Origin of the sequence: Paraburkholderia dinghuensis (genome assembly GCF_003837865.1) — a bacterium.
In the GTDB taxonomy this organism is placed as follows: Bacteria; Pseudomonadota; Gammaproteobacteria; order Burkholderiales; family Burkholderiaceae; genus Paraburkholderia; species Paraburkholderia dinghuensis.
This window is the reverse complement of the sequence record NZ_RQIS01000012.1, coordinates 112,556-132,880: the sequence shown is the minus strand read 5'-3', so window position 1 is coordinate 132,880 and position 20,325 is coordinate 112,556. Positions and strand designations below refer to the sequence as shown.

At 66.1% G+C, this 20,325-nt stretch carries 23 protein-coding genes; 14 read left to right on the top strand and 9 right to left on the bottom strand.

From position 1 onward, the window contains the following. Window positions 1–32 precede the first annotated feature (32 nt). Both D1Y85_RS17605 and D1Y85_RS17600 read right to left on the bottom strand, forming a co-directional pair. Window positions 33–1,112: a homocysteine S-methyltransferase family protein gene (locus tag D1Y85_RS17605; RefSeq protein WP_124152356.1), complete on the bottom strand. Its 1,080-nt coding sequence runs from the start codon at window positions 1,110–1,112 to the stop codon at window positions 33–35. Then, window positions 1,109–1,462, bottom strand: a complete 354-nt coding sequence (locus tag D1Y85_RS17600) for a hypothetical protein (RefSeq protein ID WP_124152355.1) — start codon at window positions 1,460–1,462, stop codon at window positions 1,109–1,111. Before D1Y85_RS17600 ends, D1Y85_RS17605 begins: the two co-directional genes overlap by 4 nt. On the opposite strand from D1Y85_RS17600, the gene D1Y85_RS17595 reads away from it, so the two are divergent. Beyond that, window positions 1,461–1,946 (top strand): cupin domain-containing protein, encoded by a 486-nt coding sequence (locus D1Y85_RS17595; RefSeq protein ID WP_124152354.1) that lies wholly within the window; start codon window positions 1,461–1,463, stop codon window positions 1,944–1,946. The genes D1Y85_RS17600 and D1Y85_RS17595 overlap by 2 nt on opposite strands. Before the next feature lie 109 nt (window positions 1,947–2,055). On the opposite strand, the gene D1Y85_RS17590 is transcribed toward D1Y85_RS17595, so the two are convergent. From D1Y85_RS17590 to D1Y85_RS17575, 4 genes are all read right to left on the bottom strand, one after another. Further along, a complete protein-coding gene (locus D1Y85_RS17590) occupies window positions 2,056–2,313 on the bottom strand; it encodes a BTH_I0359 family protein (RefSeq protein ID WP_124152353.1) in 258 nt (85 codons plus the stop codon). 148 nt (window positions 2,314–2,461) lie between these two features. Next, window positions 2,462–3,250: a 3-oxoadipate enol-lactonase gene (gene pcaD, locus D1Y85_RS17585; RefSeq protein ID WP_124152352.1), complete on the bottom strand. Its 789-nt coding sequence runs from the start codon at window positions 3,248–3,250 to the stop codon at window positions 2,462–2,464. Window positions 3,251–3,648: 398 nt separating this feature from the next. Then, entirely contained in the window at window positions 3,649–5,067 is a 1,419-nt protein-coding gene (locus D1Y85_RS17580; RefSeq protein ID WP_124152351.1) for a DUF3108 domain-containing protein, read from the bottom strand. 107 nt (window positions 5,068–5,174) lie between these two features. Beyond that, window positions 5,175–6,095 (bottom strand): IclR family transcriptional regulator, encoded by a 921-nt coding sequence (locus D1Y85_RS17575; RefSeq protein ID WP_124152350.1) that lies wholly within the window; start codon window positions 6,093–6,095, stop codon window positions 5,175–5,177. A gap of 276 nt (window positions 6,096–6,371) precedes the next feature. Between D1Y85_RS17575 and D1Y85_RS17570 the strand changes: the two genes are divergently transcribed. From D1Y85_RS17570 to rfaE2, 7 genes are all read left to right on the top strand, one after another. Continuing rightward, a complete protein-coding gene (locus D1Y85_RS17570; protein ID WP_124152349.1) occupies window positions 6,372–7,370 on the top strand; it encodes a fumarylacetoacetate hydrolase family protein in 999 nt (332 codons plus the stop codon). Between the two features lie 167 nt (window positions 7,371–7,537). Further along, the gene (locus D1Y85_RS17565; RefSeq protein WP_185219027.1) at window positions 7,538–7,759 is read left to right on the top strand and encodes a hypothetical protein; all 222 of its coding nucleotides are present in this window, start codon (window positions 7,538–7,540) and stop codon (window positions 7,757–7,759) included. 23 nt (window positions 7,760–7,782) lie between these two features. After that, entirely contained in the window at window positions 7,783–8,613 is an 831-nt protein-coding gene (locus D1Y85_RS17560; RefSeq protein ID WP_124152348.1) for an enoyl-CoA hydratase/isomerase family protein, read from the top strand. A 159-nt stretch (window positions 8,614–8,772) separates the two neighbouring features. Next, a complete protein-coding gene (locus D1Y85_RS17555; protein ID WP_124152347.1) occupies window positions 8,773–9,450 on the top strand; it encodes a PhaM family polyhydroxyalkanoate granule multifunctional regulatory protein in 678 nt (225 codons plus the stop codon). A 55-nt stretch (window positions 9,451–9,505) separates the two neighbouring features. Further along, window positions 9,506–10,711 (top strand): patatin-like phospholipase family protein, encoded by a 1,206-nt coding sequence (locus D1Y85_RS17550; protein ID WP_124152346.1) that lies wholly within the window; start codon window positions 9,506–9,508, stop codon window positions 10,709–10,711. 449 nt (window positions 10,712–11,160) lie between these two features. Beyond that, window positions 11,161–12,030, top strand: a complete 870-nt coding sequence (locus D1Y85_RS17545) for a ferritin family protein (RefSeq protein ID WP_124152345.1) — start codon at window positions 11,161–11,163, stop codon at window positions 12,028–12,030. Between the two features lie 126 nt (window positions 12,031–12,156). Continuing rightward, window positions 12,157–12,642, top strand: coding sequence for a D-glycero-beta-D-manno-heptose 1-phosphate adenylyltransferase (gene rfaE2, locus D1Y85_RS17540; RefSeq protein ID WP_124152344.1), 486 nt, complete (start codon window positions 12,157–12,159; stop codon window positions 12,640–12,642). Between the two features lie 45 nt (window positions 12,643–12,687). Here the strand turns inward: rfaE2 and D1Y85_RS17535 are convergent, their stop codons facing one another. The 3 genes from D1Y85_RS17535 to D1Y85_RS17525 form a co-directional block, all read right to left on the bottom strand. Further along, complete coding sequence (locus D1Y85_RS17535; RefSeq protein WP_124152343.1) at window positions 12,688–12,927, bottom strand: hypothetical protein; 240 nt, start codon at window positions 12,925–12,927, stop codon at window positions 12,688–12,690. Window positions 12,928–13,045: 118 nt separating this feature from the next. Then, complete coding sequence (locus D1Y85_RS17530) at window positions 13,046–13,873, bottom strand: type III pantothenate kinase (RefSeq protein ID WP_124152342.1); 828 nt, start codon at window positions 13,871–13,873, stop codon at window positions 13,046–13,048. Continuing rightward, a complete protein-coding gene (locus D1Y85_RS17525) occupies window positions 13,870–14,778 on the bottom strand; it encodes a biotin--[acetyl-CoA-carboxylase] ligase (RefSeq protein ID WP_124152341.1) in 909 nt (302 codons plus the stop codon). Before D1Y85_RS17525 ends, D1Y85_RS17530 begins: the two co-directional genes overlap by 4 nt. A gap of 282 nt (window positions 14,779–15,060) precedes the next feature. Between D1Y85_RS17525 and D1Y85_RS17520 the strand changes: the two genes are divergently transcribed. The 6 genes from D1Y85_RS17520 (at window position 15,061) to D1Y85_RS17495 (ending at window position 20,204) form a co-directional block, all read left to right on the top strand. Further along, the gene (locus D1Y85_RS17520; protein WP_124152340.1) at window positions 15,061–16,191 is read left to right on the top strand and encodes an MlaE family ABC transporter permease; all 1,131 of its coding nucleotides are present in this window, start codon (window positions 15,061–15,063) and stop codon (window positions 16,189–16,191) included. Further along, window positions 16,191–17,078 carry an ABC transporter ATP-binding protein gene (locus D1Y85_RS17515; protein WP_124152339.1) on the top strand — a complete coding sequence of 296 codons (888 nt, stop codon included), beginning with the start codon at window positions 16,191–16,193 and terminating at the stop codon, window positions 17,076–17,078. Before D1Y85_RS17520 ends, D1Y85_RS17515 begins: the two co-directional genes overlap by 1 nt. 244 nt (window positions 17,079–17,322) lie before the next feature. Then, window positions 17,323–18,288, top strand: a complete 966-nt coding sequence (locus D1Y85_RS17510) for an MlaD family protein (RefSeq protein WP_124152338.1) — start codon at window positions 17,323–17,325, stop codon at window positions 18,286–18,288. 133 nt (window positions 18,289–18,421) lie between these two features. Continuing rightward, window positions 18,422–19,042 carry an ABC-type transport auxiliary lipoprotein family protein gene (locus tag D1Y85_RS17505; RefSeq protein ID WP_124152337.1) on the top strand — a complete coding sequence of 207 codons (621 nt, stop codon included), beginning with the start codon at window positions 18,422–18,424 and terminating at the stop codon, window positions 19,040–19,042. 189 nt (window positions 19,043–19,231) lie between these two features. Continuing rightward, the gene (locus D1Y85_RS17500) at window positions 19,232–19,558 is read left to right on the top strand and encodes a (2Fe-2S) ferredoxin domain-containing protein (RefSeq protein ID WP_124152336.1); all 327 of its coding nucleotides are present in this window, start codon (window positions 19,232–19,234) and stop codon (window positions 19,556–19,558) included. A 13-nt stretch (window positions 19,559–19,571) separates the two neighbouring features. After that, on the top strand, window positions 19,572–20,204 hold the full coding sequence (locus D1Y85_RS17495) for an alpha/beta hydrolase (protein WP_124152335.1): 633 nt from the start codon (window positions 19,572–19,574) through the stop codon (window positions 20,202–20,204). Window positions 20,205–20,325 lie beyond the last annotated feature (121 nt).

Below are 20,325 nucleotides of genomic sequence, written 5' to 3'. Positions count from 1 at the left end.
GCGGCACAGCGTTTCGCGGCCGCATCGTGATTTCAGGCGGCGTCGCGATACTGGCCAGGCCAGCGGCGCGGTTTCACTTCCGCAAGCGCCTTGGCGATCGCGGCGATGTGATCGGGCGTCGTGCCGCAGCACCCGCCCGCGATGTTCACGAGGCCCGCCGACGCGAATTCCTTGAGCAGGCCCGATGTGTCTGCGGGGAGTTCGTCGAAGCCGGTGTCGCTCATCGGGTTCGGCAGGCCCGCGTTCGGGTAGCACGACACATACGTGTCGCACAGCTTCGCGAGTTCGGCGATGTACGGGCGCATCAGCGCCGCGCCGAGCGCGCAGTTCAGGCCGAACGTGAGCGGCTTTGCGTGACGCAGCGAGTTCCAGAACGCCTCGACGGTCTGGCCCGAGAGAATGCGGCCCGATGCGTCGGTGACGGTGCCCGAGATCATGATCGGCAGCCGCTCGCCCGTGTCCTCGAACAACTGGTCGAGGGCGAACAGCGCGGCTTTTGCGTTCAGCGTGTCGAAGATCGTCTCGACGAGGAACAGGTCGCAGCCGCCGTCCATCAGCGCCTTCGCCTGCTGGTAGTACGCGGCGCGCAATTCTTCGAACGTGACGTTGCGCGCGGCCGGATCGTTCACGTCGGGCGAGATGCTCGCGGTCTTCGGCGTCGGCCCGATCGCACCCGCGACGAAGCGCGGCTTGTCGGCGCTCGAGTACTGGTCGCACGCAGCACGCGCGAGCTTCGCCGATTTGAGGTTCATCTCGTCGACGAGGTCTTCCATGCCGTAATCGGCCTGGGCGACGGTGGTCGCGCCGAACGTGTTGGTCTCGATGATGTCGGCGCCTGCCGCGAGGTACTGGTCGTGGATCTCGCGGATGATCTGCGGCTGCGTGATCGAGAGCAGTTCGTTGTTGCCCTTGATATCGCGTGGATAGTCCGCGAAGCGCTCGACGCCGCCTTTGCCGCGATACGCGGCTTCGTCGAGCTTGTAGCGCTGGATCATCGTGCCCATCGCGCCGTCGAGGATCAGGATGCGCGACGCGAGCAGCGCGGGCAGGGCGGCCCCGCGCGTGTACTGGGCTGGAACGGCGCTAGGAACGTTATCGGCAGGCTGGTTCATGGAAGGCGGTGGGCTTGGCGCCGGTCGAGCGGTGAAACCCAATATTGTAGCCGCTGACGGGCAGTTTCGCCGGGCGCCGGCGCGGTCCGCCGCGCAGCCGGCGGGGTGCGTGCGATGATGGCTGCAAAGATCGGGAACGGGTAGATACGGGCGGACTGCGCGGGTGGACTGCGGACGAACACGCTGTGCGACGAGAGTCGAACGCCCTCGAAAGACACCAGGCTTCGATGCACTGGCTGAATGATTCCATCGATCCGTTGAATCTTCAGGAGGTAGCTGCCGTTTCGGCGGTAAAGTTCTTCCGGCTGAATTGCGTAACGATATCGGACATCGCGAACGAGGATCACCATGAGCCAGTATCTGATCAAAAGCCAGGAAATCGCTGAGATGGAGGGCACAAGAAAAACCCATTTCAGAAACCCGAGCGCAATGCGTATCAACAAGTCGCTAGGGGATGCGACCGGGCTTACCGGATTCGGCTTCCATCTAATCGAGGTCGAGCCGGGCCATGAGACGACCGAGCATCACTTTCACCATCATGAGGATGAGTGCGTCTTCGTACTGAGCGGAACAGCGACCGCTGTGATCGGGGACGATGAGTACGCCATCGGGCAAGGGGATTTCATCGGCTACAGGAAGGGGGGCTTGCCTCACTCGATCAGGAATACCGGTTTAGAGACCTTGCGCTGTATCGTCGTCGGAGAACGTCGCGCGCATGATGTTTGCGACTATCCTCGCCAGAACAAACGGCTGTTCCGCAATTCGGACATGCCGAGGAATCTCGTGGATTTGGCCGATATTGAGGAGGTCGGCGGCGCTGTCGGTAAAAAGTGATGCTGCCGTTCTCCCGGCAAAGAGACGAAGAAGCAGAAAAAGAAAACCCCGTCCCGCGATGCGGACGGGGTTTTCTGAGCGGATGCGCGAGCGTCGCTAATGCGGGAGGTCAGTGAAGCACCACCGGGTGCATCATGAGACTGTCGAATTGCCCGAGGAACTCGTCGACTTCATCGAGCGACGGTTCTTCCTCGATGAGCTTTTGCACATGCTCGCGAAAATGTGCCGCCATCACGCCGTCGATGAAGATCTCGCGCCGTGCATTCTTGTCGACGATTTCATAGCCACCCGACTTCATCGCGCCGTGACCATCCTCCGGCGGGAATTCGACGACGCAATAGTTCGGACTGTTGTAGATCATTTGCATGGCGACACTCCTTTTTCCTGTGCTCCCTGGCTTCCTTACTGCAATACATGGAGCGTTGGTTCTGGAATTCAAGGGGGTCCCTCATTACTGCTCTTGTGGGCTGCTCTCTTTCTCGTTCTCGTGCTGCTTCCCTTGTCTGGCGCCTCCGTTAGACCGATTGATGCAGAAACGTTTCAAGCAACGCCGTGAATCTGTGGGATTCCTCTACAGGGGCCAGATGTGCAGCGTCGAGGATCTCGAAACGTGCGCCCGCGATGGCGTCCGCGAGCGCACGTGTGGCGGCAGCCGGCGTGCCGCCGTCGTAGCGTCCAGCGACGGCGAGCGCGGGTACGCGCAGTTCCGCGAGCCGGTCGTGCGCGTCGAAATCACGCAGTGCCTCGCACGCCATCGCATAACCTTCCGAAGCTGTCCGTAATAAAACGTCACAAATTACCTTGACCGTTTCGCCGTGTGCCTGGCGGAACTCCGGCGTGAACCAGCGCTCCATCGTGGCGTTCGCGAGCATCGCTGTGCCTTCGCGACGCACGAGCGCGGCACGCTGGGTCCACATGTCGCGTGCCTCGTGCGGTGTGCGGCTCGATGTGTCGCACAGCGTCAGTGAGAGCACGCGTGCCGGATAGTCGATCGCAAACTGCTGTGCGATCATGCCGCCCATCGACACGCCGACGAGGTGCGTTCTCGTTACGCCCTTCGTATCGAGGATGGCGTTGAGATCGGCGGCAAGCTGTGCGAAGCCGAACGGTTCGCGCGAAATCGCGCTGGCGCCGTGACCGCGCACGTCATAGCGCAGCACGTTGTAGCGATGACGAAAATGACCCGCCACCTGGTCCCACACGGTGTGATCGCCGCCCAGTTGATGCACGAACGTGAGCGCGGGTCCGCCACTGCGCGCATCGAGGACATAGTGCGTATCGATGCCGTTGACAGTCACTTGCATGGTTTCCTCCTTCACGTTGCCGGGTCGGGAGTCAGGCCGTCTGCGAGGTGCTGCGTGGACGTGATGCCGGTGGAGCAACCCGCGCGCGTCGAACGTGCGCGGGACGGTTTGGGGTGCGGTCCCCGGAATTCATTTGGACAGCGCGCTTCGATCTTTTCGTCAGTTCTATTCTTCAGATTGGGGCGTTGCGAAGCGCAATGCTGGAAGCTGTGATCAAGATCGAGGGCGCAGTGAATGGGCTACCGCATGCACCCGATATGTTCCCGATAACGCTCGCTTCCTGTGATTGCAGTATGCGCTATTTCGCGGCGACTTGCCGAGCGATGTAAAGCACTGGTCAAGTTCGATTGTGAGCGGGCGTTACCGCATTTTTAGACTGTGCGTTGCCAATACGTGCTTCAGGGCTTGATGGCGTCGCTCATGCCCGGTATGGCATTCGGGCTTGCGAATGTTGGCGAGGGCGCCGTGGGTAACGTCGCCGGTTGCGGCGTTATGGCGGGAGGCGATGAAGATTGCGATCCAGTCACTGTCGTCACCGATGCCGGCGATGCAGACGGCACGGACGTCACGTCGCCCGAGGACGCAGCGCCTGTTTCGCTCGATGGCGCTGCTTCGATCGCAGGCGCCGCCGCGTTCGCACCGTTGCCTGCCGTGCTTGTGCCGCCGGTTTCGTTCGATGCGGGCGGTGTGACCGCACCACGCCAAAGCAATTCGAATTCCGTACCATTGGGCTCGGTCTGCACGAGCCGCACCGGCAGCCAGCCAAGCGACGGCGCGAGCCACACATCGATGCGCCGCTTGTCGCCCTCGCGGCGAGGCAGTCGCATGAAGTGGCGCGCCGTGAGGTAGCCGTGTCTCGTCTGCACCGTCTCGTCGCCGATCGTCGTGACGGGCCAGGTCTCGGCACTATCGTTGTCGGCGACGTAGAACTCGCGCGTGACGCCGGGCTGGTACGCGTCGGGGTCCCCGCGAACGAGGCTCGCGAGTTGCATCACCATGCTGAAGCGATCCTGCGCGGCGTCGGGCAACGCGAGCGAGGCCGGCGTGCGCGTGAACTCGATCTGCTTGTCGCTGCGGTTGAAGTGGGTGACATCCTCGGGGCGACGGCCTCGCTTCTCGATGTACTTGTCCGGAGCCAGGCCGAACGCGTCCACGCGTCCGCGGCTCGTCCAGCTGAACATGCCGACGAACGGCAGCGGCACCGACACCACCATTTCGTAACGCGCGCCGTCGCTCATCCAGTGGATCGTGCCCGGCTGATTTCGCACGCCGTTATAAAACGTGTCGTACTGCAGATCGCCCGAGGGCGGGATCGAAAACTTCACGCCGTGTGACGCGTTCGCAAGGGCCGCCGATGGCGTATTGCCGTCGCCCGGTGCAGCGTTCGCATTGCCGTTCTGATTCAGGCTCGGGGGCGTCGATGTGTCGGTTGCGGCGGCGTCGGACGCTTCGGCGGCGGGGCTCGTTGCGGGCTGTTCCGCCGGCAACGACGCATGCGGCCGCGGCGGCGTGATCGCATGGAGCGTGTGCGGCTCAGGCGCTTTGTGGTGTACGGGGCGCGGGGCCGGTTTCGGCGCGTGCGCGGACGGCGACCCGGGACGTGCTTCGCGTTCGATACGCTCGGGCTTCAGCAGCGCGACCTGGACCGGCACGTGCACCGCGGCGACGGGTGGCGGCACGCCGCGATGACGCTCGAACCACTCGCCGGCGAGCCCGTGCACGATCGTCACCGCGACGAACGCCGTCACCCAGCGCCACGCGTATGTGCGGCGCGGCCGGACAGGGCCGGGGCGGGTGGGGACGGTGGCGGTCGACATTGGCTGGATCGCTGGCGATGACGATGAACGTTAATGTGACATGAAGCGGGTTCGACCACGCACAAAGACGCGGCGTTCCACTCCGGCGGTTGCATGTCGATGGTGGTTCAGCGTTCGTCTGGACTGTACCCCAATTCCCATGACAGCTTCTGCGCGCACGCGCGCAATGCCGTATCGACCGAGCCGTTCCAGCGGATGTCGAACGCGCCTTCGTGACCGAGCGCGATCAGGCCGAGCGCGAGGTCGCCGGTTGCGTCGAAGACCGGTGTGCAGAACGCGTGGATCGTCGGCAGAAGCATGCCTTCGACGCGCGCCGCGCCGTGCTCGCGCACTTCGGCCAGCGCGCGTTCGAGTTGCTCGACCGTGCGCGGCGTCGCGCCCGTCGTGAAATGCTGCGCGCCGCTGAGTTCGCGCTCGATCAAAGGGCCGGTCTTGCTGCGCGGCAGGTACGCGGCGAACAGCAGGCCGGTGGCGGAGCTGAGCATGGGCATCACGTCGCCGAGCTTCAGCGATGCTTTCGCCGGATGGCTCGACTCTATCCAGTGGACGACCGTGGGCCCCTGATTACCCCACACGGCGATGCCGAGCGTGACATCGAGCGCATCGTGCAATTCGGCCAGCGCGAGTCGTGCGAGCTTGACGCCATCGACGCGCGCGAGTCGCGCGAGGCCCAGTTGCAGTGCGAAGCCGCCGAGTTCATAGCGTCCCGAGAGCGGATCCTGCGCGACCACGCCGAGCCGCAGAAAACTCACGAGATAGCGGTGCGCCTTGGCTGGGCTCATGCCCGCGCGCCGTGCGAGGTCGCGCAGCATCATCGCGCGCGGCTCGCTGGTCAGCACTTCCAGCAGACGAAAACCCACCTCGATCGACTGGATGCCCGATCGCAGTTTTTCTTCGCCGCCAGCGGATGCGTCGGCGTCGGCGAGGTCGTGGGCATCGGCGAGGTCGTCCGGGCCGAGGTCGTCCGCGGCGGACGGATCGGTCGGACCGGTAGCAAAGCGCGGAGCGGTGCGTGCGAATGGTGGCATGAATATCGTTCTGGTCAGGGCAACAGCAACTGGCGCAGCGGGTGGCAAGACAGCGTGGGCAGGGCGCGTCGGCGTAGCCTGGCCGCAGCGACGGGTGACGCAGCCACGGTTTCTGCGGCCATCGCCCGCGGTGGCTGCCGAACCCACCGCAAGCCCCGAGCCACGGCGCCAGCGCGAAAACGGCCTGCCGCCCCTGTGCTATCGCCGCTTGGGCTGCACGGATTCACCATCGTAGAATACATTTCCTCTATCGTCATCCGGACAACGCCCGCTTCCATGAAACTTGCCACACTGAAGGACGGCACCCGCGACGGCCAGCTGATCGTCGTTTCCCGCGACCTGCGCACCGCCGCCATCGCCGACCAGGTCGCGCCCACGCTGCAACGCGCGCTCGACGACTGGCGCTTTTACGCGCCGCAGTTGCTCGATCTTTACGATGCGCTCAACCAGGGCCGCGCTCGCCACGCCTTCAATTTCGACGCCCGCGCGTGCATGGCGCCGCTGCCGCGTGCGTATCAATGGGCGGACGGATCGTCCTATGTGAATCACGTCGAACTCGTGCGCCGCGCGCGCGGCGCCGAAATGCCGCCGGAATTCTGGACCGATCCGCTCATGTACCAGGGCGGCAGCGACGATCTTCTGGGCCCCGCCGACGACATCGTGTGTGCGTCCGAAGCGTTCGGCATCGACTTCGAGGCCGAGGTGGCGGTGATCACCGGCGACGTGCCGATGAGCGTCACGCCCGACGACGCGCTCAAAGCCGTGCGTCTCGTCACGCTCGTCAACGACGTTTCGCTGCGCAACCTGATTCCCGCCGAACTCGCGAAGGGTTTCGGCTTTTTCCAGAGCAAGCCGGCCACGTCGTTCGCGCCGGTCGCGGTGACGCCCGACGAACTCGGCGGCCACTGGCGCGAGGGCCGCGTGCATCTGCCGATGCTCGTCCACTGGAACGGCAAGAAGGTCGGCCAGCCCGACGCGGGCACCGACATGGTGTTCCACTTCGGCCAGTTGATCGCGCACGCCGCGAAGACCCGCAATCTGCGCGCGGGAGCGATCGTCGGATCGGGCACGATCTCGAACAAGGACGCGAAGCGCGGCTACTGTTGCATCGCCGAGAAGCGCTGCCTCGAAATGATCGAGCACGGCGAGGCGCGCACGGAATTCATGAAGTTCGGCGACTCCGTGAAGATCGAAATGCTCGACGAGGCGGGCAAGTCGGTTTTCGGCGCGATCGATCAGGCGGTGGTGCCGTTGCATGAAGCAGCCGGAGCGTGATTGAGGGTGACGCGCTTGCATGGGCGGCGCGTGCGCGATGCAGTCCGAAAGGGTTTCGCCGGATGCCGCATCCGGCACGCACCGCGCCGCTGCTGGCTTGATCCGGTGACGGTGTGGTGAGCGAAGCGATGCGAAGAATGCGCGCGCACCATAAATCTGGAGACACCATGAAGCCCTCTCGCCGGAGTCGTGCCGCCGTGCTGCGCGATGCGTTCGTATCGGCGCGCGATCTCGTCGATGCGAATGGTGTCGTCAACACGAGCGCCAACGATCACCTCGTCCTCGACGGTCGCGTCCGCGTGATGGTCGAGATTCGCGACGGCAAGTGGGTCTATCGGCCGCACCGAGTCGCGTCGCAGGCATTGAAATCCAGTTCAACCAATCAGTAATACGAAGCAAGGAGTATTCGTCCATGAACGATTCTTTTTACGCCAGCTATCGCGCGCTTCGCGTAGAGCGGCACGAGCACGGCATCATCGAGATCGTGATGAGCGGCGAAGGCACGAACAAGAGCGCTCTCGCAACCGCCGACGCCAACATGCACCGCGAACTCGCCGAGATCTGGCGCGACGTGGACCGCGACCCCGATGCGCGCGTCGCGCTGATCCGCGGCGAGGGCAAGGGATTTTCGGCGGGCGGGGATCTGCAGCTCGTCGAGGACATGGCCACGCACTTCGACGTGCGCGCGCGCGTCTGGCGCGAGGCGCGCGACCTCGTCTACAACGTGATCAACTGCAGCAAGCCTGTCGTGTCGGCGATGCACGGGCCGGCCGTGGGCGCGGGGCTCGTCGCGGGCCTCCTCGCGGATATCTCGATCGCGGCGAAAACGGCGCGCATCATCGACGGGCACACGCGTCTCGGCGTCGCAGCGGGCGACCATGCGGCGATCGTCTGGCCGCTGTTGTGCGGCATGGCGAAGGCGAAGTACTACCTGCTGCTGTGCGAGCCGGTGAGCGGCGAGGAGGCTGAGCGCATCGGCCTCGTGTCGCTCGCGGTGGATGAAAACGATCTGGTGCCGAAGGCGTTCGAAGTCGCGAAGCGGCTCGCGAACGGTTCGCAAACGGCGGTGCGCTGGACGAAGTACGCGCTGAACAACTGGCTGCGCATGGCTGGGCCGAATTTCGACACGTCGCTCGCGCTCGAATTCATGGGCTTCTCGGGCCCGGATGTGCATGAGGGCGTGAAGTCGCTGCGCGAGCGCCGTGCGCCCGATTTCACCGGCGGCGATCCGTTCGGGGCGTGACGGCCGATGGCCATGGCGTCACGATCCATGATTTGCGCGGGCGGCACGATGGCCTGATCGTATGGACCGCGACGAGCGCCGACCGTCGCGCACGGTGCGGCCCGCGCGGTATGATCGGACCGCATGTCTCTTGACCTCCAACTGTGCGAGGAGATCCGCATGACCGATTCAGCAGGTTCCGTGCCGCCGTTCCCGGGATTTCCCGGTTTCCCGCCCGCAGAAATGCTGGACCGCATGTGGGGGATGATGCGTCTCACACCGTTCGGCAGCGCGTTTCCTGGCAGCGAGCCAGGGATGGCGCAGGGCTTTGGTCCATCGCTGTCGATGATGTCCGACATGATGACTCCGCTCACCAACATCGAGGAACTCGACAAGCGCATCACCGACCTGCGCGCCGTCGAGCAATGGCTCAAGCTCAACCTGAGCATGTTGCAGTCGTCGATCCAGGCGCTGGAGGTGCAGCGCGCGACGCTCTCGACGCTGCGTGCGTTTGGCGCGTTCGCGCAGTCGCAGATGTCGCCGCCGCCGGCGTCGTCGAGTGCCTCTTCGTCTCGGTCTGCGCACGCCGCGCCCGAGCCTGAGCCCGCGCCCGAGGCGTCCGCTTCGGACAGCGCGCCGCCCCCGGGTTTCGACACCTCGGCCTGGTGGAATCTGCTGCAGGCCCAGTTCAATCAGCTCGCGCAGTTCGCGGCGGCGCAGCCCGTGCCGGCGACAAAGGAGGGCGACGCTGCGGCGGCGCAGAACGCGGACGCGAAGCCCGCGGCGAGGCGCAGCGGCGGCACGACCAAGTCGTCCGCGTCGCGCGCAGCGAAGAAGGCGCCGGCGAAGCCCGAGTGAGGGGCGCGGGGCAGGCCTGAACGGCGCGAGAGCGCATACGGGGAGCGTCGGCATCATGCGGCTTGCGCTCGTGATGATGGGCGGTGGCGCACGCGCGGCATACCAGGCCGGCGCGTTGCGCGCACTCGCCGAGCTGGCGGAAGCGGCCGACCCCGCACGCCGCGCGATGCCGTTCACGATCGTCTGCGGCACGTCTGCGGGCGCGATCAACGCCACGTCGATCGCCAGTCACGCCGACCATTTCGCGCAGGGCGCGGCACGCCTCGTCGACGTCTGGTCGAACATCACACCCGATCAGGTTTATCGCACCGACTGGCCCGGCATCGCGGCGGCGGGCGCGCGCTGGCTCGGGGCGCTCGCGTTCGGCTGGGCCACGTTCGGCCTCATGGCGCGCCGCATGCCGCGCACGCTGCTGGACAACACCCCGCTCGAACACCTGATCGCGCGCACACTGAGCTTTCACCGCATCGAGCAGATGCTCGACGAGCGGCGTCTCCATGCGCTTGCCGTCACGGCGCTCAGCTATTCGTCGGGACGGCATCTCACCTTTTATCAGGCGAGCGAACCCATCCACGCCTGGCGCCGCGCGCAGCGCACGGCGCGCATGGTGGCGCTCACGCCCGCGCATCTGCTCGCGTCGGCGTCGATTCCGTATGTGTTTCCTGCGGTGCGCCTCGAACTCGACGGCCATCACGAATATTTCGGCGACGGCTCGATCCGCCAGATCGCGCCGCTCAGTCCCGCCATCCACTTCGGCGCGCAGCGCATCGTCGTGATCGGCGCCGCTGTGCCGACGCCCGAGGTGCCGGCCGCTTGCCCCGACATCGACGTCTATCCGACGCTCGCGCAGATCGGCCAGCAGGTGCTCGCGAGCGTGTTCCTCGATTCGCTCGGCGCCGATATGGAGCGCCTCGATCACATCAACCGCGTGGTGCTGCAGTTGCCGCACGCGGTGGAGCCCGAAAGCGGCTGGCGTCACGTCGACGTGCTCGCCATCGCGCCCAGCGAGCGTATCGAACTGATCGCCGCACGACATCTGCTGCGCTTGCCCGCGTCGGTGCGCATGCTGCTTGGCGCGGTTGGCGGCAATCGCGCATCGGGGGCGGCGTTCGCGAGTTATCTGCTGTTCGAGCAGACGTTCACGCGCGAACTGATCGAACTCGGCTATCGGGACACGCTGGCACAACGCGACCTGCTTTTGATCTGGCTCCAGTCGTCGACCGGCGCTCCGGAAGCCCATCCCGAGGCGCGCCGGGGCTGAAAGACCGCCGTGCTATCATTCCGTAATGTTTTATCGCGGTTTTTTTGACGCTGTTTGACCCGGTTTCACCCACTTCGGCGCTTTTTCAGGTAGGGAGCCGGGTGTTCGCGAGGCGGCGGACGGCAGCGTTGCGGCAATAGGTCGCAGTGGGCGATGGCCCGCAGGACGACGCGAGGGACCAGCGGTAAGGGCTATGCCCGGCGGACACATCGGCAGCCCGGACTGAGGCACGGATTCCACCACGGCCTGCCAGGCCGTCTTTCATTCGGGTACCGAGGATTGTCGTGCGGCAGGCGGGAGACTGCATGCTGCACGCGTCTGGGCGGCCGATTACCGCGATTACCGCGTAAAATTAAATGCTTTTCGCCTGCGCGCCGCGTTGTCCCGCGGGCACGCGGCACGCTATGAAATCGTCATGCGCACGTCATGCGCAGATCTGGGGCGGAACTATGAACACGATGCTTTATCCGGAACTTTACAAATCGCTCGAGTCGGTCCGATGGGACATGGAGAAGGACATTCCCTGGGACAAGTTCGACGCATCGCTCCTCACCGACGAGCAGGCCAGGACCATCAAGATGAACGCCATCACGGAATGGTCCGCGCTGCCGGCCACCGAGATGTTCCTGCGCGATAACCACAACGACAGCGACTTCTCCGCGTTCATGAGCGTGTGGTTCTTCGAAGAGCAGAAGCACGCGCTCGTGCTGATGGAGTACCTGCGCCGCTTCAAGCCGGAACTCGTGCCGACCGAGGAAGAACTGCACGCCGTGCGCTTCGAGTTCGATCCGGCGCCGCCGCTCGAAACGCTGATGCTGCACTTCTGCGGTGAAATCCGCCTGAATCACTGGTATCGCCGCGCAGCCGAATGGCACACGGAGCCGGTCATCAAGGCCATCTACGAAACCATTTCGCGCGACGAAGCGCGCCATGGCGGCGCGTATCTGCGCTACATGAAGAAGGCGCTCACGAACTTCGGCGACGTCGCGCGTGCGGCGTTTGCAAAGATCGGCGTGCTGATGGCCTCGGCGCGCCGCACCGAAAAGCCGCTGCACCCGACGAACCTGCACGTGAACCAGTCGCTGTTCCCGCGCGACACCGTGCAGTCGCGCCTGCCCGATCCGGAATGGCTCGAGCGCTGGCTCGACGAGCAGATCCGCTTCGACGACGGTTGGGAAAAGAAGGTCGTCGAACGCATTCTGCACAACATGTCGATCCTGTTCGAGCGTACGTTCACCACGGCACAGGAGCTGAACCGCTATCGCAAGGAAGTGGTTCTGCGCCTGCAGGCCGAGCAGGGCACGCAGCAGCACGCCTGACGCAGCAGATCCGCGAGGCGCAGGCGTTTCACGCGCGTCGCCCGCATCAGCCACGGCCCGGAGCGCTCGCGCGTACCGGGCCGTTTTCGTTTTCTATTGGCCTATCTTCTTTTCGATTCTCATCCGATGCCCGCTTCCTTCGAACGCAAGATCACGACCCGCGAGGCACTCGCGAAACTGCGCCCCGCGCTCGCCGGCCCGGTGGTCTTCACCAACGGGGTCTTCGACATCCTGCATCGCGGGCACGTCACCTATCTCGCTGACGCGAAGGCGCTCGGCGCGACGCTGATCGTCGGTGTGAACAGCGACGCGTCGGTGCGCATGCTCGGCAAGGGCGACGATCGTCCGATCAACACGGAAGACGACCGCATGGCGCTGCTCGCAGCGCTGGAGAGCGTGGACTGGGTGGTGTGTTTCGGCGAGCGCACGCCCGTCGAACTGATCGAGGCGCTCCGTCCCGACGTGCTGGTGAAGGGCGGCGATTACGACATGGACGCGCTGCCCGAGTCGGCGCTCGTGCGCGGCTGGGGTGGACGGGCACTCGCGATTCCGTTCGAGCATGACCGCTCGACGACGAAGCTGCTCAAGAAGGTGCGCGCAGAAGAGGCGTAAGCGGGGGGAGCGCGCGGCTGGGCGCGCCGCGTGTGTACGACTGCTTTACTGCGTGAGCGGCGCGGTCTGCACGGCAGGGTCGGAAACAGGGCCACCGACCACCGGCACGTCGACCGATTCGGACGCCACGATCGGCCGCACGGTGAGGCGTTCCGGATGGATCTGCCGCGTGAGCGGCGCGCTGTCGCGCAAGCCCGAAGCGGGTGTCGGGCCGAATACGCCGGCGTTCGCCGCAGCAGCAGCGGAGTTGGCGAGAATCAGGAGGGGGATCACCCAGCGCAGCATCGTGTGAAGCTCCGTCGAAATCGTTAGTTAGTCACGGCGCGGGCCGCGCGCGGTGCATGTTCCTGCTCGCTCCCGCTTGTTCCCGCTTGTTTCCGCTTCTTTCATGCGTCACCGGCGCTCAGGATTGCGTCGCGATCAGCGCGAGGCCCGCAAGCACCAGCGCGTCGTGGCGAGTATGCGGCACCTTGAGCGCCGTTGTCACTTCGGCGGCTGCTCCGCCGCTCACCACGAGCCGCACCGGCACCTTCCAGGCATCGTTCAGATCCGTCCACGCACGCTCGATCAGCGCCGCCTGCGCGAGCGCGCAGCCCGCGGAGATGGAGCGCTTCGTGTCGGTGGCGAAGAGCGGGCCGCGTTCTGCAGCGCCTGCGTCATCGTTTCCGGCAACGCCTGTCAGCTCGCGTGCCGCGCCCGCATCGAGTACCGGTAACTGTGCGGTGTGTTCGCCGAGCGAGCGCATCATCAGCGACCAGCCCGGCGCGATCAGGCCGCCGACGAACGTGCCGTCCGCGCGCAGCGCCTCCAGTGTCGTCGCCGTGCCGAATGTCGCGATCAGGAGCGGCTCGCCCGGGAACGCGGCGCGCGCGCCGATCATGCCCGCCCAACGGTCGCTGCCGAGCGCATCGGGTGTCGTGTAGCTGTTGGTCACGCCGCACTGCTGCGGGCATGCGCGGATCACGGTGCGCGGCAGGCCGGGCCAGCGCGATTCGATGAGCGCGTCGAGCCGCCGCGCGACGGCTTCGCCCGCGACGTTCGAGATCCATGCGCTGGCGGGCGCGGGCAGATTCGACCAGTCGGCGAGAACCTGCGCGCCGTCCGTCACACCGTCATGGCTCGCCGCACCTGCGTGCGTGCGCACGCCGGCGGCGTCGGCGACGGCCCATTTGATCCGGCTATTGCCCGCGTCGATGAGCAGAAACGGCGACCGGTCCGGCGCGCGCTTCATGCGCGGCCGTCCGCGATACGCAGCGAGACGTCGCCGGTCGTGACGGTTTCGCGCCCCTGCGCGGTATCGACGAGCAACTGGCCGCGCTCGTCCACGCCAACCGCGATGCCGCGCATCACTTCCTTGCCCTGCTCGAACAGCACGACCTCGCGGCCCGCATACGCGTGGCACGCGTTCCAGCGCGCCTGGAACGCGGCAAAGCCCGATTGACCAAAACGCTGCAGCGCCCCTTCGAGGGCGTTGAGTTCGGCGGCGAGCGTGTCGGTGAGGTTCGCGTTCGGCCACGCGCGCGAGAGCGCGGTCGGCGTCGTGCCGGGCACGGACGGCGCGGCGGCGCCCGCATTCTGCGCGTCGATTTTCGCAGCGAGTTCGTCGGCACCGCGCACGTTTGTGCCGATGCCGATCACCACCGCCGTTGCGTCGGGCGTGCTCCACGCGGTTTCGATGAGGATGCCGACCAGCTTGTCGCCCTCCAGCAGCACGTCGTTTGGCCACTTGAGCGCGATCTGGCCGGGGGCGGCGACGGGCAGCGTGCGCAGGCCATCGACGAGCGCCGAGCCGATCGCGAGGCTCAGGCCCGCGAGGCCGTCGATCGGACGCGGCAGCACGCAGGCGATCGAGAACAGGAGCGCGTCGCCGGGTTGCGCGACCCAGCTGCGCCCGCGCCGGCCGCGGCCGGCAGTCTGCAGATAGGCGACACGCACGATCGGCCGCGCGAGTGCATTGCGGCGCTGCGGGAGCGCCTTCATGCGCGCCATCAGGTCGGCATTGGTGGAACCGGTTTCCTCGACGATCTCAATGGGCCAGTCGAGGGCGGCCGGGCCGAACAACGTGACCGCGTGGTCGCGGTCGATGCGCCAGTCGCTGGCGGGCGGGGTATCGGGGGATGAAGACTTCGCGTTCATGAGCGCTATTGTAGTAGGTGGCGCCGTCGTGGAAGCGCGGCGATTGTGGGGCGAGTGGGGCTTTGAGGAGGGTGCGCGGGTGCGGCTCGCTGCGGGAATAAAACCGTTCCGGCAGTCGACGCACACACGCGTGCGGGCGAGGGCGACCGCTTGTGCCTGCTCGCTGCTCGTGTGCTCAATCGACCTGGCGACCCACCCTGCGCGTGAGCAGGGCCAAAACAGGGTGCGTTCGATACAATGACTGGTCACTTTCCTCACCTTTTGCCGTCAGAGCGCCGACCCTTGACTCATGAGACGCCGCCCGGCCTCGATATCTCGGCCGGTACCCACGGAAAGATCGTCCGCCTCTCCGGCCAGTGGACGGCGCTCGCGCTTGCGCGCGACCGGGAGCTGGGCGGGGCCGTATTGCGCCTGGGCGCGCTTGCGAGCGAACACGTCGGAGAATGGGATCTCTCGCGCGTCGAACGCATGGACCACGTGGGCGGCCAGGCGCTCTGGCGTGTCTGGGGGCGCAAGCTGCCGCCCGACCTCGTCGCGCTAACCGACACCCAGCGTGACATCTTCGAGCGCATCGCGCTGCTCGACGCGGAGCGCGAGCCGGCGGAGAAGGTCGTTAGCGTCGATCCGGTCACGCGGCTCGGACTCGCGATCTTCTCGTTTTTCGATCACCTGTACGGCGGCATCGGCATGCTCGGCCGCGTGGTCCTCGACCTGCTGTTGGTGCTGCGCAAGCCCAAGGTCACGCCCTGGATCGAGATCTCCTCGAACATCTACAACGCCGGCGCGCGCGCGCTGCCGATCACGGCGCTTGTCGCGTTCCTGATCGGCATCGTGCTCTCGTATCTGTCCGCGCAGCAGCTGCGGCTCTTCGGCGCGAACCAGTTCATCGTCAATATCCTCGGGCTCGCGATCATCCGCGAACTCGGGCCGGTGCTCTCGGCGATTCTCGTCGCGGGACGCTCGGGATCTGCGATTACCGCGCAGATCGGCGTGATGCGCGTGACCGAGGAACTCGACGCCATGCGCGTCATGGGCATTTCGCACGGCCTGCGGCTGATTCTGCCGCGCGTCCTCGCGCTCGCCATCGCAATGCCGCTCCTCGTCATCTGGACCAACATCATCTCGCTCTTCGGCGGCGCGCTCGCGGCGAACTGGGTGCTCGACATCAGCATGATGTATTTCGTCCGCTCGCTGCCCGAGGCGGTGCCGATCTCGAACCTGTGGTTCGGCCTCGGCAAGGGCGTGGCGTTCGGCATGCTCATTGCGATCATCGGCTGCCACTTCGGCTTTCGCATCAAGGCGAATTCGCAGAGTCTCGGCGAGGGGACGACGACGTCGGTCGTCGCGTCGATCACGATGGTCATCCTCGCCGACGCCGTGTTCGCGATGCTGTTCCAGAACGTGGGGTTCTAGTGAGTACGCCGCTCAAAGACGCTGTGCGCGATCTGCCGCTGCCCGCCATCGGCGAGCCGGTGATCGAGGTGCGCAACCTGACGAAGCGCTATGGGCGCAATCTCGTGCTCCAGCATCTGGATTTCGACGTCCGGCGCGGTGAGATCGTGACGCTCGTGGGCGGTTCGGGCTCGGGCAAGACGACGCTCGTGCGGAACATTCTGGGGCTCGAAAAACCGACGTCGGGCGCGATCAGGCTGTTCGGCGAGGACCTCACGCAGATCGCTCCGGCAGACATCCGGCTCATTCGCACTCGCACGGGCATGCTGTTCCAGCATGGCGCGCTGTTTTCCTCGTTGTCGGTGTTCGACAACGTCGCGCAGCCCGTGCGCGAACTGGGCAAGGTGCCCGCCGACCTGCTGCGCGACATCGTGATGCTCAAGCTGGAGATGGTCGGGCTCCCTTGCAAGCACGCGTCGAAGATGCCGGCGGCGCTATCGGGCGGCATGATCAAGCGCGTGGGTCTTGCGCGCGCGATCGTGCTGGAGCCCGAAATGTTGTTTCTCGACGAACCGACGGCGGGGCTCGACCCGCGATCGTCGGACGAAGTCGTGGATCTGATCAGCACGCTGCATCGCGCGCTTGGGCTGACGGTCGTGCTGGTCACGCACGATCTCGACGCGATGGTCGCGCTTTCGACGCGTGTGGCCGTCCTCGCCGAGCGTCGCGTGCTCGTTGCGGCGCCGGTGGAGGAGGTGGCGGGCGTGAACCATCCTTTCATCCGCGAATATTTTCTCGGCACGCGCGGACGGCGCGCGCTGCAGGCGCTGCCGCCCGAGCGGCGCGCGAAGCTGCCGGGCGCGGCGCTCGCGCCGGCGTTCGGCACGACCGGGGGCAGCGCACGATGACGCGGCGCAGGATGCCTCCCAACGAACGAAGCGGCGCGCAGCGTGCGGCGGCTGCGAGCGCACCGCGAGTGCAGGCGGGCCAGGCTTCGCGCGCGGGAGCGCCCACGCAATGCCGCGCGCGGTACGCAACGCGCAGCGCGGAGAACGCGTTGCGCCGTCCGGCACGCGCACTGACCTGCACACACGGCAACATGAAGCGAGGTGCGTCGTATCGCGCATCGGCCGCCGTAGAGGAAACCTGACGATGGAAAACAAACCGCATGCGTTCTGGGCCGGCCTGTTCACGATCGGCCTCCTGGTCGTGATCGGGCTGGTGGTGTTCTACTTCAGTGTCGACCGCACCGTGCGCGAGCCCTTCGACCTGATCTCGCGCTCGAACGTGACGGGCCTGTCCCCCGATGCGTCGGTGCGCTATCGCGGTCTGGACGTCGGCCGGGTGGAGTCGATCAAGTTCGACAGGAAGCGGCCGGGTCAGATCGTGATCCGCATCCTCGTCGACAAGCGGGCGCCCATGACGCGCTCCACCTTCGGCACGCTCGCGCTGCAGGGCGTGACGGGCATCGCGTTCGTGCAGCTCGACGACACCGGTCAAGATGAGACGCCGCTGCAAACGTCGGAAGCAAACGTCGCCCAGTTGCCGCTGCGTCCTGGCCTGCTCGATCAGTTGCAGCGGCGCGGCGACGCGCTCCTGCGCAAGCTCGACGCCATCGCCGTCGACGTCGACGCACTGCTCTCCGAGCAGAATCGCAAGCAGATGATGGCGGCCGTCACGAGCCTGCAGCAGGCCGCCGACAGCGCGACCACGCTCGCAAAACAGCTTGAACCGACGACGAGCCGCTTGCCCGCGGCGGTGAGCGACCTCCAGCGCACGCTGAACTCGACGAACCAGCTGGTCCAGAACATGAACCGCCCGGATGGCCCGTTACAGACGAACCTGAACAAGGCCGGCACGGCGGCGGCGCAGGCGGGTGTTGCGCTGCAGTCGATGGATGCGTCGATTCAGAGTCTCTCGGCGCGCCTTGGCTTTGACACGCTGCCGCGCGTCGATTCGCTGACCGACGACGTGCGCTCGGCGATGCGCTCGGTGGATCGCGCGGCGGGCACCTTCAGCACGAGTCCGCGCAGCGTGCTGTTCGGCGGTGCGCCGCAGGCCATGCCGGGGCCGGGCGAGGCGGGTTTCGCCTGGCCCGCGGCGGGCGGCGGCAAGTGACGCAACGCACGGTGGCCACGGTGGAGATCGCGCGAGGCGTCGGTGTCGCGAGTCCGGTGTGCGAAGCCCCCCGAATAACGTTCGATGCATGAAGCGCGGCGCCATGGCGCCGCACGACCCTGAAGGAGCAGTAATGTCTCGCTCGATCTTTCATTGCCGTGTCGCGTTGAAGGTGCTTGTGGCGTTATTGGCCGTCGTGCTCGTCGCGGCCTGTGCGGGCAATCCGGCCGTGCTCAACGATATCCGCTACGACCTTGGGCCGCCGCCCGCGACGACGGTCGCCGGCACGCTGCCGCCCCTCAAGGTCCTCGAAGTCAGCGCACCGCCGCAGCTCGACCACGACGGCATTCTCTATCGCCTGAGCAGCGATTCGCAGCGCACGGCGCGCTACGCGAACAGCCGCTGGACGATGTCGCCCGCCCGCCTGCTCACGCTGCGCCTGCGGACGACGCTCGGCGCGCACGTGACGGTACTCGCGGGCGCCGACGCCGTGCGCGCGCCGATGCTGAAGGTCGAACTCGAACAGTTCGAACAGGTGTTCGACAGCGCGACCGAAAGCGCCGGTGTACTTACGGCACGCGCGACGCTGATCGAGGGTGGCAGCGTGATCGCGCAGCGCGTGTTTGTCGCGAGGGCGCCGGCCGTTTCGCCGGATGCGGCCGGCGGTGTGCGCGCGCTCGCGGCGGCAAGCGACGACTTCGCGGGCCAGCTCGGCGCGTGGCTCGGCACGCAGCGACTGGCGGGAGGAGAGTAACGACGACGCAGGGCGGGCGTTACGCTGCGGCCACGGTGGGTGCGCGAGGGTTTGCGCCGCGCTCGTTATAATCGGCCGGAGCCGATACGCCGCGCGACATGCTTCGCGCGCAGACCAGACAACCCGCACGAACCGCACAAGCCACAACACCAGGAACCGGGCGCGAAGCCCTCACCGGTACCCCACGCCATGACTGATTCGTTCTACAAGTACCACGTCTTTTTCTGCCTGAACCAGCGTGAGCCCGGCGCCGACCGCCAGTGCTGCGCGAACTGCAACGCAGCGCCGATGCAGGAATACGCGAAAAAGCGCGTGAAGGAACTGGGCCTCGCGGGTCCGGGCCGGGTGCGCATCAACAAGGCGGGTTGCCTCGACCGCTGCGAGGAAGGACCGGTCGTCGTCGTGTACCCGGAAGGAACCTGGTACACCTACGTCGACGAGACCGACATCGAGGAAATCGTCGTCTCGCATCTGCAGAACGGCCAGGTGGTCGAACGGCTGAAGATCGACCGCTAAGGACCGCCGCGCGATGAATGCTCAGACGCAGAAGTTCCAGATCGACGGCCCGGTCGGCCGGATCGAATGCGCGCTCGACCTGCCCGACACGGGGACGCCTCCGCGCGGCATCGCCCTCGTGGCGCACCCGCATCCGCTCTTCGGCGGCACGATGGACAACAAGGTCGCGCAGACGCTCGCGCGCACGCTCGTGCAACTCGGCTACACCACGTACCGCTCGAATTTTCGCGGTGTCGGCGAAACCGCGGGCACGCACGACAACGGCATCGGCGAGCAGGATGATCTGCTCGCAGTCATCGCGCACATGCGCGCGCAACCGGGCCAGGCCGACGTGCCGCTCGTGCTCGCGGGCTTTTCGTTCGGCACGTTCGTGCTCTCGCACGTCGCGAAGCGCTACCGTGAAGCGGGGGGCGCGATCGAGCGCATGGTGTTCGTCGGCACGGCTGCGAGCCGCTGGGAAGTTGCGCCGGTGCCCGAAAACACGCTCGTCGTGCATGGTGAACTCGACGACACCGTGCCGATCCTCTCCGTCTTCGAATGGGCGCGGCCGCAAGAGATGCCTGTCGTCGTGATTCCGGGGGCGGAACACTTTCTCCATCGCAAGCTGCATATCCTCAAGCGCATCATCGTCGACGCCTGGCGATAGCCGCCGATCGCCTCCAGTCGTCCCCTTTTTTCACACATGCGTACTGCGGCGCTCGCCCGTCGTGCCGCCGCTGATCGCCTGCGAAAAATGCATGACAGGTCTGGAAAAAGGCGGGATTTGC

Excerpts from the sequence above, each read along its gene's own strand:
- D1Y85_RS17605 (WP_124152356.1), bottom strand. The coding sequence starts at position 1,112 with ATGAACCAGCCTGCCGATAACGTTCCTAGCGCCGTTCCAGCCCAGTAC.
- D1Y85_RS17595 (WP_124152354.1), top strand. The coding sequence starts at position 1,461 with ATGAGCCAGTATCTGATCAAAAGCCAGGAAATCGCTGAGATGGAGGGC.
- D1Y85_RS17600 (WP_124152355.1), bottom strand. The coding sequence starts at position 1,462 with ATGGTGATCCTCGTTCGCGATGTCCGATATCGTTACGCAATTCAGCCG.
- D1Y85_RS17590 (WP_124152353.1), bottom strand. The coding sequence starts at position 2,313 with ATGCAAATGATCTACAACAGTCCGAACTATTGCGTCGTCGAATTCCCG.
- pcaD (WP_124152352.1), bottom strand. The coding sequence starts at position 3,250 with ATGCAAGTGACTGTCAACGGCATCGATACGCACTATGTCCTCGATGCG.
- D1Y85_RS17580 (WP_124152351.1), bottom strand. The coding sequence starts at position 5,067 with ATGTCGACCGCCACCGTCCCCACCCGCCCCGGCCCTGTCCGGCCGCGC.
- D1Y85_RS17575 (WP_124152350.1), bottom strand. The coding sequence starts at position 6,095 with ATGCCACCATTCGCACGCACCGCTCCGCGCTTTGCTACCGGTCCGACC.
- D1Y85_RS17570 (WP_124152349.1), top strand. The coding sequence starts at position 6,372 with ATGAAACTTGCCACACTGAAGGACGGCACCCGCGACGGCCAGCTGATC.
- D1Y85_RS17565 (WP_185219027.1), top strand. The coding sequence starts at position 7,538 with ATGAAGCCCTCTCGCCGGAGTCGTGCCGCCGTGCTGCGCGATGCGTTC.
- D1Y85_RS17560 (WP_124152348.1), top strand. The coding sequence starts at position 7,783 with ATGAACGATTCTTTTTACGCCAGCTATCGCGCGCTTCGCGTAGAGCGG.
- D1Y85_RS17555 (WP_124152347.1), top strand. The coding sequence starts at position 8,773 with ATGACCGATTCAGCAGGTTCCGTGCCGCCGTTCCCGGGATTTCCCGGT.
- D1Y85_RS17550 (WP_124152346.1), top strand. The coding sequence starts at position 9,506 with ATGCGGCTTGCGCTCGTGATGATGGGCGGTGGCGCACGCGCGGCATAC.
- D1Y85_RS17545 (WP_124152345.1), top strand. The coding sequence starts at position 11,161 with ATGAACACGATGCTTTATCCGGAACTTTACAAATCGCTCGAGTCGGTC.
- rfaE2 (WP_124152344.1), top strand. The coding sequence starts at position 12,157 with ATGCCCGCTTCCTTCGAACGCAAGATCACGACCCGCGAGGCACTCGCG.
- D1Y85_RS17535 (WP_124152343.1), bottom strand. The coding sequence starts at position 12,927 with ATGCTGCGCTGGGTGATCCCCCTCCTGATTCTCGCCAACTCCGCTGCT.
- D1Y85_RS17530 (WP_124152342.1), bottom strand. The coding sequence starts at position 13,873 with ATGAAGCGCGCGCCGGACCGGTCGCCGTTTCTGCTCATCGACGCGGGC.
- D1Y85_RS17525 (WP_124152341.1), bottom strand. The coding sequence starts at position 14,778 with ATGAACGCGAAGTCTTCATCCCCCGATACCCCGCCCGCCAGCGACTGG.
- D1Y85_RS17510 (WP_124152338.1), top strand. The coding sequence starts at position 17,323 with ATGGAAAACAAACCGCATGCGTTCTGGGCCGGCCTGTTCACGATCGGC.
- D1Y85_RS17505 (WP_124152337.1), top strand. The coding sequence starts at position 18,422 with ATGTCTCGCTCGATCTTTCATTGCCGTGTCGCGTTGAAGGTGCTTGTG.
- D1Y85_RS17500 (WP_124152336.1), top strand. The coding sequence starts at position 19,232 with ATGACTGATTCGTTCTACAAGTACCACGTCTTTTTCTGCCTGAACCAG.
- D1Y85_RS17495 (WP_124152335.1), top strand. The coding sequence starts at position 19,572 with ATGAATGCTCAGACGCAGAAGTTCCAGATCGACGGCCCGGTCGGCCGG.